The sequence below is a fragment of the Luteimonas sp. 3794 genome (assembly GCF_031456825.1).
Lineage (GTDB): Bacteria > Pseudomonadota > Gammaproteobacteria > Xanthomonadales > Xanthomonadaceae > Luteimonas.
The window spans coordinates 18,060-31,546 of the sequence record NZ_JAVDVJ010000008.1; the positions used below are offsets into that span (position 1 = coordinate 18,060).

At 64.9% G+C, this 13,487-nt stretch carries 13 protein-coding genes; all 13 read right to left on the minus strand.

Features of this window, described 5'->3' with window-relative positions; translation table 11 throughout:
* Positions 1-95 precede the first annotated feature (95 nt).
* Positions 96-1,610 carry an NADH-quinone oxidoreductase subunit M gene (locus J2X52_RS11800; protein ID WP_310153389.1) on the minus strand — a complete coding sequence of 505 codons (1,515 nt, stop codon included), beginning with the start codon at positions 1,608-1,610 and terminating at the stop codon, positions 96-98.
* A 13-nt stretch (positions 1,611-1,623) separates the two neighbouring features.
* Positions 1,624-3,774 carry an NADH-quinone oxidoreductase subunit L gene (gene nuoL, locus J2X52_RS11805; protein WP_310153392.1) on the minus strand — a complete coding sequence of 717 codons (2,151 nt, stop codon included), beginning with the start codon at positions 3,772-3,774 and terminating at the stop codon, positions 1,624-1,626.
* Between the two features lie 7 nt (positions 3,775-3,781).
* Positions 3,782-4,108, minus strand: coding sequence for an NADH-quinone oxidoreductase subunit NuoK (nuoK, locus tag J2X52_RS11810; protein WP_055247260.1), 327 nt, complete (start codon positions 4,106-4,108; stop codon positions 3,782-3,784).
* Positions 4,105-4,746: an NADH-quinone oxidoreductase subunit J gene (locus J2X52_RS11815; RefSeq protein WP_310153399.1), complete on the minus strand. Its 642-nt coding sequence runs from the start codon at positions 4,744-4,746 to the stop codon at positions 4,105-4,107. The genes nuoK and J2X52_RS11815 overlap by 4 nt, the downstream gene beginning before the upstream one ends.
* 3 nt (positions 4,747-4,749) lie before the next feature.
* The gene (nuoI, locus tag J2X52_RS11820; protein ID WP_310153401.1) at positions 4,750-5,238 is read right to left on the minus strand and encodes an NADH-quinone oxidoreductase subunit NuoI; all 489 of its coding nucleotides are present in this window, start codon (positions 5,236-5,238) and stop codon (positions 4,750-4,752) included.
* Positions 5,238-6,260 (minus strand): NADH-quinone oxidoreductase subunit NuoH, encoded by a 1,023-nt coding sequence (gene nuoH, locus J2X52_RS11825; RefSeq protein WP_310153689.1) that lies wholly within the window; start codon positions 6,258-6,260, stop codon positions 5,238-5,240. Before nuoH ends, nuoI begins: the two co-directional genes overlap by 1 nt.
* Before the next feature lie 89 nt (positions 6,261-6,349).
* Entirely contained in the window at positions 6,350-8,593 is a 2,244-nt protein-coding gene (gene nuoG / locus J2X52_RS11830) for an NADH-quinone oxidoreductase subunit NuoG (protein WP_310153404.1), read from the minus strand.
* A complete protein-coding gene (gene nuoF / locus J2X52_RS11835; RefSeq protein ID WP_310153408.1) occupies positions 8,590-9,957 on the minus strand; it encodes an NADH-quinone oxidoreductase subunit NuoF in 1,368 nt (455 codons plus the stop codon). The genes nuoG and nuoF overlap by 4 nt, the downstream gene beginning before the upstream one ends.
* Positions 9,958-9,971: 14 nt before the next feature.
* Positions 9,972-10,499, minus strand: a complete 528-nt coding sequence (gene nuoE, locus J2X52_RS11840) for an NADH-quinone oxidoreductase subunit NuoE (protein WP_310153412.1) — start codon at positions 10,497-10,499, stop codon at positions 9,972-9,974.
* A complete protein-coding gene (locus J2X52_RS11845; RefSeq protein ID WP_310153692.1) occupies positions 10,496-11,800 on the minus strand; it encodes an NADH-quinone oxidoreductase subunit D in 1,305 nt (434 codons plus the stop codon). The genes nuoE and J2X52_RS11845 overlap by 4 nt, the downstream gene beginning before the upstream one ends.
* 5 nt (positions 11,801-11,805) lie before the next feature.
* Positions 11,806-12,564 (minus strand): NADH-quinone oxidoreductase subunit C, encoded by a 759-nt coding sequence (locus tag J2X52_RS11850; RefSeq protein WP_310153415.1) that lies wholly within the window; start codon positions 12,562-12,564, stop codon positions 11,806-11,808.
* Entirely contained in the window at positions 12,557-13,135 is a 579-nt protein-coding gene (locus J2X52_RS11855) for an NADH-quinone oxidoreductase subunit B (protein WP_159679482.1), read from the minus strand. The genes J2X52_RS11850 and J2X52_RS11855 overlap by 8 nt, the downstream gene beginning before the upstream one ends.
* Positions 13,126-13,482, minus strand: coding sequence for an NADH-quinone oxidoreductase subunit A (locus tag J2X52_RS11860; protein WP_159679484.1), 357 nt, complete (start codon positions 13,480-13,482; stop codon positions 13,126-13,128). Before J2X52_RS11860 ends, J2X52_RS11855 begins: the two co-directional genes overlap by 10 nt.
* Positions 13,483-13,487 lie beyond the last annotated feature (5 nt).

Sequence of the window (13,487 nt, forward strand, 5' to 3'; positions counted from 1 at the left end):
GTCTCCGGATCGTCCAGCCCGGCCATCCATGGCCGGGCGTTCCCAGACGCGGCAGTCGCCTTGTGGGCGCCCGCCAAGCGCGCGTCTGCTCACCCTTAAAGCTTGCTTATGGCGATCAGGTTCGCCAGTTGCGCGATGGACGGCTCCATCAGATCGGTCAGCGGCTTGGGATACACGCCGATCAACAGCGTGCCGGCGGCGAACACGCCGAGCACCAGCGCTTCGCGGCCATTGATGTCCTTGAGCGCGGCGACGTGCGCATTCGACACTTCGCCGTAGAGCACGCGCTTGACCAGCCACAGGGTGTAGGCCGCACCGATGATCAGCGTCATCGCCGCGAAGAACGCGATCAGCGGATGGCTCTGGAACGCGGCCAGGATGACCATGAACTCGCCCACGAAACCCGAGGTGCCCGGCAGGCCGGAGTTCGCCATCGCGAACAGCACGTAGAACGCGGCGAACCATGGCATCACATTGGCGACGCCGCCGTAATCCTTGATGTTCCGAGTGTGCATGCGGTCGTAGAGGATGCCGATGCAGGAGAACATCGCGCCGGAGATGAAGCCGTGCGAGACCATCTGCACCATCGCGCCCTGCAGGCCGAGACGCGCGGCATCGGAACCGTCCGGCACGTCGCGCATCAGCGCGAACGCGATGAACACACCCAGGGTCACGAAGCCCATGTGCGACACGGACGAGTACGCGACCAGCTTCTTCATGTCCTGCTGGACCAGCGCCACCAGACCCACGTAGACGATCGCGATCAGCGACAGGCCGATGACCAGCCAGGCCCACTCGTGGCCGGCGTCCGGCGTGATCGGCAGGTTGAAGCGCAGGAAGCCGTAGCCACCGATCTTCAGCATGATCGCCGCCAGGATCACCGAGCCGCCGGTCGGCGCCTCGACGTGTGCATCCGGCAACCACGTGTGCACCGGGAACATCGGCACCTTCACCGCGAATGCGGCGAGGAACGCGAAGAAGATCCACATCTGCTCGGTCGACGACAGGCGCAGTGCGTACAGGTCGGGCAGCTGCCAGCTGCCGGCCTGCAGGTACAGGTAGATCAGCGCGACCAGCATAAAGACCGAGCCGAGGAACGTGTACAGGAAGAACTTCACCGAGGCGTATACGCGGTTCGCGCCGCCCCAGACACCGATGATGATGAACATCGGGATCAGCATGGCTTCGAAGAACACGTAGAACAGCATCGCGTCAACGGCGCAGAACACACCGACCATCATGCCTTCGAGGATCAGCATCGACGCAAAATACTGCGACACGCGTTTGGTCACCGAGCCCCAGGCGCCGATCAGCACCAGGGCGGTGGTCAACGTGGTCAGGATGATCAATGCGACCGAGATGCCGTCCGCGCCGAGGTGGTACTCGATGTCGAGCGACGGAATCCACTCGCGCCGTTCGAGGAACTGCAGCCCCGCATTGGCGTAGTCGAAGCCGGTGAACAGCGGAATGCTGAGGACGAAGACGAGCAGCGCGAACGCCAGCGATACCCAGCGCGCCGCGTCGGGGCGGCGTTCGCCCAGGGCGAGCACGCACGCACCGCCGAGAATCGGCAGCCAGATCAGAAGACTGAGAAGAGGCCAGTTCGACACGTATCGTATTCCGTCAGCGCCAGTACTTGATGAGGATGGCCAGAAGCACGATCAGGCCGACGATCATCGCGAAAGCGTAGTGGTAGAGAGCACCGGACTGCAGCCGGCGGACGACGCCCGAGACCAGGCCGACGACGCGCGCCGGACCGTTCACGAAGAAGCCGTCGATGACCTTGGTGTCGAAGATGCGCGAGAGTTTGCCCAGGCCGACACCGCCGCCGGCAAAACCGCCGATCCACAGGTCGTCCATGCCGTACTTGTTCTCGAGCACACGGATCGGTAGGCGGAACACGTGCGCCGCCTTCCCCGCCAGCTCCGGCTTCCACCAGTACATGACGGTCGCCAGCACGAAGCCCGCCACCACCAGCCAGAACGCCGGCGCCATGAAGCCGTGCAGCGCGAACGCGGCCGGGCCGTGCCACAACTCTTCCTTCAGCGCGGCCAGCACGTCGTTGGACGCCAGCACATGGATCACGCCGTCGAAGAACCCGCGCACCTCGTGATGGCCGGTCCAGTCGGTGCCGAACAGCATCGGGCCGGCGGTGAAGTAACCGATCAGGATCGACGGAATCGCCAGCAGGATCAGCGGCAGCGTCACCACCCACGGGGACTCGTGCGGCTCGTGCACGCCGTGATGGCCGTGGTCGTCGTGCGCGTCGTGATGTGCCGTCGCGGCGACCGCATGGCCGTGACCATCGTCGTGCAGCGGCTCGTGGTGCGTCTCCTGACCGTGCGCATCATGCGCGGCGTGGGCGTCGGACGCATGCGCGTCGCGGAAACGTTCCTTGCCGAAGTACGTCATGTACAGCAGGCGGAAGCTGTAGAACGAGGTCACGAAGGCGCCCAGCAGCACCGACCAGTACGCGTACTGGAACACCCAGCCACCACCGTCACTGGCGTGCTTGGCCGCCTCGATGATCGTGTCCTTGGAGTAGAAGCCGCTGAAGAACGGCGTGCCCACCAGGGCCAGCGTGCCGATGACGCTGGTCCAGAACGTGATCGGCATGTACTTGCGCAGGCCGCCCATCTTGCGCATGTCCTGCTCGTGGTGCATTCCGATGATCACCGAGCCCGCCGCCAGGAACAGCAGCGCCTTGAAGAAGGCATGCGTCATCAAGTGGAACACCGCGGCCGAGTACGCCGACACGCCCAGCGCGACGGTCATGTAGCCCAGCTGCGACAGCGTCGAATACGCGACGACGCGCTTGATGTCGTTCTGCACGATGCCGATCAGGCCGGTGAAGAAGGCCGTGGTCGCACCGATGAAGAGGATGAACTGCAGCGCGGTTTCCGACAGTTCGAACAGCGGCGACATGCGCGCCACCATGAAGATGCCGGCGGTGACCATCGTCGCGGCGTGGATCAGTGCCGAGATCGGGGTCGGGCCTTCCATCGAGTCGGGCAGCCACACGTGCAGCGGCACCTGCGCCGACTTGCCCATCGCGCCGATGAAGAGACAGATGCAGACCAGGGTCGCGACCGACCACTCGAAACCGGTGATCACTTCGATCGTCTGGCCGCCACCGATGGTGGTGTCAGCCGCAGCGAAGACCGTCGCGTAGTCGAGGCTGCCGAACCAGTACAGCACACCGGCGATACCGAGCAGGAAGCCGAAGTCGCCGACACGGTTGACCAGGAACGCCTTCATGTTGGCGAACACCGCGGTCGGCTTCTTGAACCAGAAACCGATCAGCAGGTACGACACCAGGCCCACCGCTTCCCAGCCGAAGAACAGCTGCAGGAAGTTGTTGCCCATCACCAGCATCAGCATCGAGAAGGTAAACAGCGAGATGTAGCTGAAGAAGCGCTGGTAACCCGGATCCTCGGACATGTAGCCGATGGTGTAGACGTGCACCAGCAGCGACACGAACGTCACCACGACCATCATCATCGCGGTGAGGTTGTCGATCAGGAAGCCGACGTGCGCCGAGTAGTTGCCGACCTCGAAGAACGTGTAGACATTCTCGTTGAACATCGGCGCGCCATGCATCAGCTGCCACAGCGTGTAGATCGACAGCGCGCAGCTGATCGCGACGCCTGCGATGGTGACCGAATGCGCACCAGCGCGTCCGACCTGGCGGCCGAACAGGCCCGCGATGATCGAGCCCAGCAACGGCGCCAGAACGATCGCGATCAGGGTGGTCTGGGAAATTGTGTACTCCATGCCCGGATCAGCCCTTCAGCGTGTCGAGTTCGGCGACATTGATCGTGCGCCGGTTGCGGAACAGCGTGACCAGGATCGCGAGACCGATCGCGGCCTCGGCCGCGGCCACGGTGAGGATGAAGAACACGAAGATCTGCCCGGCGGCGTCGCCGAACTCGCGCGAGAACGCGATGAAGTTGATGTTGACGGCGAGCAGCATCAGCTCGATCGACATCAGCAGGATGATCACGTTCTTCCGGTTGAGGAAGATGCCGGCGACGCTGATGCAGAACAGCACCGCGCCCAGCGAGAGGTAGTGGCCCAGCGCGAGGCCGGTTCCGAACAGCTCGGTCATTTCGCTTCTCCCTCACCGTCGCCCGGCGTCGGCTCGACGACCGGACGCACCGCGTCCATCTTGACCACGCGCATGCGGTCCTTCGCCTGCACGCGGGCCTGCTCGCCCGGGTTCTGGTGCTTGGTGCCCGGACGGCGGCGCAGGGTCAGCATCACCGCGGCGATGACCGCAACGGTCAGGATGACCGCCGCCACTTCGAACGGCAGCAGGAAGTCGGTGAACAGGCGGCGTGCGATCCACACGGTGTTCGACACGCCCGCCTCGTCGACCGCATCGACGGCGAACGGCGCCATCTTCGCGCGCACGCCGATCAGGGTGACGATCTCGACCAGCATCACCACCGCGACGATCAGGCCGACGGGCAGATAGCGCACGTAGCCCTCGCGCATCGGCGCGACATCGACGTCGAGCATCATCACCACGAACAGGAACAGCACCATCACCGCGCCGACGTAGACCAGTACCAGGGCGAGGCCGAGGAACTCGGCGCCGACCAGCAGCCACGTGCAGGCGGTGGAGAAGAACGTCAGCACCAGGAACAGCGCCGCGTGCACCGGGTTGCGGGCACTGATCACCGCCACCGCGGACATCACGGTGATCGCGGCGAAGACGAGGAATGCAATCAGGTCGAAATTCATGACTTACCTGTACGCGGAGTCGGCGGCGCGACGTTCTGCGATCTCGCTCTCGAGGCGGTCGCCGATCGCCAGCAGCTGCGGCTTGGTCACGATGTTCTCGCCGCGGTTCTCGAAGTGGTACTCGTGCAGGTGGGTCTCGACGATCGAGTCCACCGGGCACGACTCCTCGCAGAAGCCGCAGTAGATGCACTTGAACAGATCGATGTCGTAACGCGTGGTGCGACGGGTGCCGTCCTCGCGCTGCTCGGAATCGATCGTGATCGCCAGTGCGGGGCACACGGCCTCGCACAGCTTGCAGGCGATGCAGCGCTCTTCGCCGTTGGGATACCGGCGCAGCGCATGCAGACCGCGGAAACGCGGCGACTGCGGCGTCTTCTCCATCGGGTACATCAGCGTGTACTTGTCCCGGAACAGATACCGGAAGGTCAGCGCCATGCCGCCGAACAACTCGAGCAGCAACAGGCCCCTGAACCATGCAACGAACTTGGCCATTACTGCCCTGCCTCGAAGATTCCGTAGTACGCCATCAGCGCGGTGACCACGATCCAGCCGATGCTGATCGGAATGAAGACCTTCCAGCCCAGCCGCATGATCTGGTCATAGCGGTAGCGCGGGAACGAGGCGCGGAACCAGATGAAGCAGCTGGCGAAGAAGAACACCTTCGCGAACAGCCACCACCAGCCGTCGACCGACAGCAGCGGAATGCCCCAGCCCTGGAACGGCGACAGCCAGCCGCCGAGGAAGAAGATCGCAACCAGGAAGCTGATCAGGATCATGTTCGCGTATTCGGCGAGGAAGAACAGCGCGAACGCCGACCCCGAATACTCGACCATGTGGCCGGCGACGATTTCCGACTCGCCTTCGACGACGTCGAACGGCGCGCGGTTGGTTTCGGCCACGCCGGAGATGAAGTAGATGACGAACAGCGGCAGCATCGGCAGCCAGAACCAGTCGAACAGGCCCTTGCCGCCGGCCTGCGCCATGACGATCTCGGAGAGATTCAGGCTGCCGGCACCGACCATCACGCCGACGAGCGCGAAGCCCATTGCGATCTCGTAGCTGATCATCTGCGCCGAAGCGCGCATCGCGCCGAGGAATGCGTACTTCGAGTTCGACGCCCAGCCGGCGAGGATGATGCCGTAGATGCCCAGCGAGGTCATTGCCAGCAGGTACAGCAGACCAGCATTGGCATTCGACAGCACCAGCTGCGCGTCGAACGGCACCACGGCCCAGGCCGCGAATGCAGGCGCCAGCGTGATCAGCGGCGCCAGCACGAACAGCACGCGCTGCGCATTGGTCGGCTGGATGACTTCCTTGAACAGCAGTTTGAAGACGTCGGCGAAGGCCTGGAAGATGCCCATGCCCACGTACATCGGACCGTGGCGCTGATGCATCCAGCCCAGCAGCTTGCGCTCCCAGACCACGTAGAACGCAACGGTGATGATCACCGGCATCGCGATCAGCAGAATCTTGAGCACGATCCACAGGATCAGCCCGATCCCCCCCAGCGACATCAGCCAGTCGTACAGCGGCGCCGACAGATCGCCCAGCAGCGATGCGGTATTGGTCACGCCGGTTTGGACGGCACCGGTTTGGATCGCGCTCATGCCGCCACCACCTTGACCTTGCCGGCCGACAGCGCCGCCGTGGCGCCGTAGCCCGATTCCACCCACGCCGCGCCCGGTGCGACCCGATCGTCGATCGCCACCTGCAGCGTCGCGGTACCCACCGAATTCGACACCTTGGCCATGCCGCCGTCGGCGACGTTGCTGGCTGCAGCGTCGTCGGGATGCAGCACGATGCGCGGACCAATGGTGAGCGGATGCGACTGCAGCGCGGCGGCGCGACGGGTCAGGCCGTCAACGCGATAGATCGCCTGGCTGACGGCCAGCTCGAAGCCGTCACCGTCGACGACCGGCGCCGCGGATGCGGCGACCGAGACGGTCTTGCCCTGCAAACCCGCACGCAGGCCGGCCAGATCGGTGAACTCGAAGCCCGGGGCTTCGAGCGCGCCACCGAGGGCACGCAGCACGCGCCAGCCGGCACGCGCATCGCCCGGCAGCTTGCCGGCAGCGGTGGCCTGCTGGTCGCGGCCTTCGAGATTGGTCAGCGTCGCGTCGATTTCGGCGAGTGCACCGATCGGCAGGATCACGTCGGCGACCGCGCGCGTGGACTGGCAGGCGAAGTGACTGAAGGCCACGACCTGCGCCGCGCCCAGTGCCTGCAACGCCTTTGCCTGGTCGGCGAAGTCCAGACCCGGCTCGATGCCGTAGATCACGTACGCGCCACGGCCCTCGGACAACATCGCATTGGCATCGCGCGCGGTCGGCAGCACGCCGTGGCGCGACAGACCGAGCGCGTTGGCGCCGTGCGGAATGCGGCACAGCGAGGCGCCGGTGTCGGCGGCGAGCGCAGCCGCAGCCTTGCGGATGTCGGCCGCGTGCGCGCTGGCTTCCGCCTGCGCACCGACGATGATCGCCGCGTGCTTGGCGCCGCGCAGCGCGTCGCCAAGCTCGGCGACCTGCAGCGTCTCGGCAATCTTCGACGGCGCGACGATGGCCTTGTCTTCGATGTCGAAGGTGAATTCGAAATCGACCGGGTTGACCACGTACACCTTGGCGCCGCGCTTCCACGCCTGACGCACGCGGTGATGCAGCAGCGGGACTTCGTGACGCAGGTGGCTGCCCACCAGCAGCACGACATCGGCCTGCTCGAGTTCGGCGACCGGCATCGCGAAGGCTTCCGCGATGGCGCCATCGGACAGATCACGCTGGGCGATGCGGTGATCGAGGTTGCCGGTGCCCAGGGCATCGGCCAGACGCGCCAGCAGCGCACCCTCCTCGTTCGAGGTCGACGGATGCACCAGCACGCCGAGTTCGTCGGCCGCGTTGTCGCGCAGGATCGTCATCGCGCGCTCGAGCGCCTCGTCCCACGAAGCCTCGCGCCACTGGCCGCCGTCCTTGACCAGCGGATGCACCGCGCGGTCATCGGCCGTCAGACCCTGATGGGAATACCGGTCGCGGTCGGAGATCCAGCACTCGTTGACCGCTTCGTTGTCGCGCGGCACGGTGCGCATCACGTCGCCGCGGCGCAGGTGATGGAACAGGTTGCTGCCCAGCGCGTCATGGCCGCCGAGCGATTCGCGCGCGATCAGTTCCCACGGACGCGCACGGAAGCGGAACACCTTGTTGGTCAGCGCGCCGACCGGGCAGACGTCGATGACGTTGCCGGACAGTTCGGTCGTCAGCGGCTTGCCGTCGTAGGTGCCGATCTGCAGGTTCTCGCCGCGCTGCATGCCGCCCAGCTCGTAGGTGCCGGCGATTTCCGCGGTGAAGCGCACACAGCGCGTGCACTGGATGCAGCGGGTCATCTCGGTGGCGACCAGCGGACCGAGGTCCTCATCGGCGACGACGCGCTTGCGCTCGGCGAAGCGGCTGACCGAACGGCCGTAACCGAGCGAGAGATCCTGCAGTTCGCACTCGCCGCCCTGATCGCAGATCGGGCAGTCGAGCGGATGGTTGATCAGCAGGAACTCCATCACGTTGCGCTGGGCCTTGAGCGCCTTTTCATTGCGCGTGAAGACCTTCAGGCCGTCCATCACCGGCGTGGCGCAGGCCGGCGACGGCTTGGGCGCACCGCGGCCGCCGACTTCGGTGTCGACCAGACACATGCGGCAGTTGGCCGCGATCTCGAGCTTGTCGTGATAGCAGAAACGCGGGATCGGAATGCCGGCCTTGTCGGCGGCATGGATGATCATCGAGCCCTTGGGCGCGGCCAGTTCGACGCCGTCGATGAAGACGGTGACGTGGTCGGGCGGCAGGTTCGGATTCACGGGCTGCGCGCTCATGCGGCGACCGCCTTGGGCACGACGGTGCCGTTGCGCTGGTCGTCGACGAGGAAGCGCTTGTTCAGAATCGCGTACTCGAATTCGTCCCAGAAATGGCGCAGGAAACCCTGCACCGGCCAAGCAGCCGCTTCACCGAACGCGCAGATGGTGTGTCCCTCGATCTGGCCGGCCGCGGCCCGCAGCATCTGCAGGTCTTCGACCGTCGCCGTGTGGTCGGCAATGCGGCACAGCATGCGGTACATCCAGCCGGTGCCTTCGCGGCACGGCGTGCACTGACCGCAGCTCTCCTTGTAATAGAAGCGCGCGATGCGTCGGCATGCGCGCACCATGCAGGTCGTGTCGTCCATCACGATCACCGCGCCCGAGCCGAGGCCGGAACCGGCCTTCTGCAGCGCGTCGTAATCCATCGTCAGGCCCATCATCGTCTCGCCCGGCAGCACCGGCATCGAGGAACCACCCGGAATCACGCCCTTGATCGTGCGGCCTTCGCGCATGCCACCGCACATCTCGAGCAGCTCGGAGAACGGCGTGCCGAGGCGGATCTCGTGATTGCCCGGCTTGGCCACATGACCGGAGACCGAGAAGATCTTGCAGCCGCCATTGTTGGGCTTGCCCAGATCCATGAACCACTGCGCGCCGTTGCGCACGATCGCCGGCACCGAGGCGTAGGTCTCGGTGTTGTTGATCGTCGTCGGCTTGCCGTACAGACCGAAATTGGCCGGGAACGGTGGCTTGAAGCGCGGCTGTCCCTTCTTGCCTTCCAGCGACTCCATCAATGCGGTTTCTTCGCCGCAGATGTAGGCGCCCGCGCCGAGCGCGTTGTAGATGTCGACGTCGATGCCCGAACCGAGCAGGTTCTTGCCCAGCCAGCCGTTGGCGTAGGCCTCGGCGGTGGCTTCTTCCAGATGCTCGAAGGGCTCGTGGTGGAACTCGCCGCGCAGGTAGTTGTAGGCCACGGTCGAGCCGGTCGCGTAGCACGCGATCGCCATGCCTTCGATGACCGCATGCGGGTTGTAGCGGAGGATGTCGCGGTCTTTCGCAGTGCCCGGCTCGGATTCGTCCGAATTGCAGAGGATGTATTTCTGCATCTCGCCCTTGGGCATGAAGCTCCACTTCAGGCCGGTCGGGAAGCCTGCGCCTCCGCGGCCGCGCAGGCCCGACTGCTTGACCATCTCGATCACGTCGGTCGGCGGAATCTTCTCTTCGAGAATCTTGCGCAGCGCGCTGTAACCACCCGTCTTGAGGTAGTTCTCGTACGACCACGGCTTGTCGAAATGCAGCGTGGTGTAGACCGCCTGGTGTTCCTTCGGTGCAGGCCCGACGGGCCCGTAACCTTCGGAAGACTTGGGATGGTGATGTGCCATGTCCGCGCGATGCCCTACTTCAGACCGTCGATCAGCTCGTCCACCGTCTCGGGTGTGAGCTTCTCGTGGTAATGACCGTTGATGACCACGACCGGCGCGCCGCAGCACGCAGCGACGCACTCTTCCTCACGCTTGAGGAAGACGCGACCGTCGGCAGTGGATTCACCCAGCTTGCAGCCCAGCTTCTTCTCGGCGTGCGCGACCAGATCCTCGGCGCCGTTGAGCCAGCAGCTGATGTTGGTGCAGAACGCCACGTTGTTGCGGCCGACTTTCTCGGTTTCGAACATCGAATAGAACGTCGCGACCTCGTAGGCCCACACCGGCGGCAGGTCCAGATACTTGGCCACGCCCGCGATCAGTTCGTCGGTCAGCCAGCCGTTGTTCTGTTCCTGCGCCGCGAACAGGCCCTGCAGCACCGCGGACCGCTTACGGTCCTCGGGGAACTTGGTCAGCCAGTGGTCGATATGCGCGCGCGTGTCACCGCTGAGCACGACCATCGGATCGACGCTGCGGGCGTTCTCGAAATTGCCAGTCGCCTTCATCGGTCGACTTCTCCGAACACGATGTCATAGGTACCGATCATCGCCACCACGTCGGACAGCATGTGCCCGCTGGTGATGGCGTCCATCGACGAGAGGTGCGCGAAGCCAGGCGCGCGCAGATGCACGCGGAACGGCTTGTTCGCGCCGTCGGAAACCAGATAGCAGCCGAACTCGCCCTTCGGGGCTTCCACGGCGCTGTAGGTTTCGCCGGCGGGCACGCTGTAGCCCTCGGTGAACAGCTTGAAGTGATGGATCAACGCTTCCATGTCGTCCTTCATCGACTCACGCGACGGCGGCGACACCTTGTAGTTGTCCAGCATGACCGGGCCGGGATTCGCCCGCAGCCAGTTGACGCACTGCTGGATGATCTTCGCCGACTCGCGCATCTCGAACACGCGCACAAGATAGCGGTCATAGCAGTCGCCGTTGACACCCACCGCGATGTCGAAATCGACCTCGGCGTACTTGGCGTAGGGCTGGGTCTTGCGCAGATCCCACTCGACGCCCGAACCGCGCAGCATCGGGCCGGTCATGCCCCAGGCCTTCGCCAGGTCAGGCGGAATCACGCCGATGCCGACGGTGCGCTGCTTCCAGATGCGGTTGTCGGTGAGCAGGGTTTCGTACTCGTCGACGCGGCCCGGGAAATCCTTCGCGAACGCCTCGAGGTAATCAAGCATCGAGCCGCCGCGCCACTTGTTGAAGCGCTTGAGCTTTTCGCCCTTGCGCCAGCGCGACTCGGCGTACTGCGGCATCTGCGCCGGCAGGTCGCGGTACACGCCGCCGGGACGGTAATACGTCGCGTGCATGCGCGCGCCCGACACCGCCTCGTAGACGTCCATCAGTTCTTCGCGCTCACGGAACGCGTACAGCATCACCGCCATCGCGCCGAGATCGAGCGCGTTCGAGCCCACCCACATCAGGTGGTTGAGGATGCGGGTGATCTCGTCGAACAGCGTGCGGATCCACTGCGCACGCTCGGGCGCCTCGATCCCCATCAGGGTCTCGATCGCGCGCACATAGGCGTGCTCGTTGCACATCATCGACACGTAGTCGAGGCGGTCCATGTAGCCGATCGACTGGTTGAACGGCTTCGACTCGGCCAGCTTCTCGGTGCCACGGTGTAGCAGGCCGATGTGCGGATCGGCGCGCATCACGGTCTCGCCGTCCATTTCCAGGATCAGGCGCAGCACGCCGTGCGCGGACGGATGCTGGGGGCCGAAATTGAACGTGTAGTTGCGGATTTCCTGCTTCAGCGCTTCCGCACTCGGCGTCGCGTTGGTGTGCAGCGAGGTGGTCGGCACGGCGCTCACTTGGCAGCCTCCACGCGGCGCGCGGCCTGTTCGTCATGCGCGGTCGCGAAACGGGCGTCGTCACGGATCACGCGCGGCACGCCGACACGCGGTTCGACCGAGGTCACCGGCTCGTACACCACGCGCTTGCGCTCGGCGTCGTAACGCACTTCGACATTGCCGATCAACGGGAAATCCTTGCGGAACGGATGACCGACGAAACCGTAGTCGGTCAGGATGCGGCGCAGGTCCGGATGACCTTCGAAGATCACGCCGAACAGGTCGAAGGCTTCGCGCTCGAACCAGTTCGCGACCGGCCACAGACCGGTCAGCGAGGACACGACCGGCAGGTCGTCACTCGGCGCGAAGCACTTCAGCATCACGCGCTGGTTGTGCTGGATCGACAGCAGCTGCGCGACCGCGGCGAAGCGGCGCTGCGGCACCGGGATCGCGGCATCGCCCTGCGGCTGCGCGACCTGGCGGCTACCGGTTTCGCCGAACTTGAAGCGGCCTGGACCGCGACCTTCGACGCCACGACTGAAGCCTTCCGAGGACACATCGGTATCCCACTCGTCGCTGCCGTGACTGAGATAGTCGACACCACAAACGTCGATCAGCATTTCGAAGCCGAACTCGTCGCGCAGTGCGCGCGCGACATCGATCCAGTCGCCGGCGGTGGTGATCGTCACCTCGCCGCGCGGCAGTGCGATCGCCACGTCGGCATCGGAAAAGCGTGCGCGCAGGCGCGCCGCGAACGCGGTACCGGACTCACGCATCGCGCTGCCCCGTCTTGGTGTCGCCGAAGTTGGTGGCGCGGCGGATCTTCTTCTGCAGCTGCAGGATGCCGTAGATCAGCGCTTCAGCCGTCGGCGGGCAGCCCGGCACGTAGACGTCGACCGGCACGATGCGATCACAACCGCGCACCACCGAGTACGAGTAGTGGTAATAGCCGCCGCCGTTGGCGCAGCTGCCCATCGAAATGACCCACTTCGGATCCGGCATCTGGTCGTAGACCTTGCGCAGCGCCGGGGCCATCTTGTTGACCAGGGTGCCGGCGACGATCATCACGTCCGACTGGCGGGGGCTGGGGCGGAACACCACGCCGTAGCGGTCGAGATCGAGACGCGCCGCACCGGCGTGCATCATCTCCACCGCGCAGCAGGCGAGACCGAAGGTCATCGGCCACATCGAGCCGGTGCGCGCCCAGTTGAGCAGCACATCGGAACTGGTCGTGACGAAACCACGCTCGAGCAGCGGGTTCTCGCCTTCCGGGCGCAGGATGTCGTCCACCCGGCCTTCCGGCAGCGGGTTGTTCATCAGGCGCGCGACGGTCTGGTTCACTCCCATTCCAGCGCTCCCTTCTTCCACACGTAGACGAAGCCGAGCAACAGCATGCCGGCGAAGATGCCCATCTCGATCAGGCCGAGCACGCCGAGTTCGCGGAACACGGTGGCCCAGGGCACGATGAAGATGATTTCCAGATCAAAGACGATGAACTGGATCGCGATGAGGTAGTAGCGCACGTCGAACTGCATGCGCGCGTCTTCGAAGGCTTCGAATCCGCATTCGTAGGGCGACAGCTTTTCCAGCGTCGGGCGCTTGGGCCCGAGCAGGTTGCCAATGATCAGCAATGCAATGCCGATCCCCGTGGCAACGATCAGGAACAGCAGGGTCGGCAGATATTCGGCCAGCACTCGGA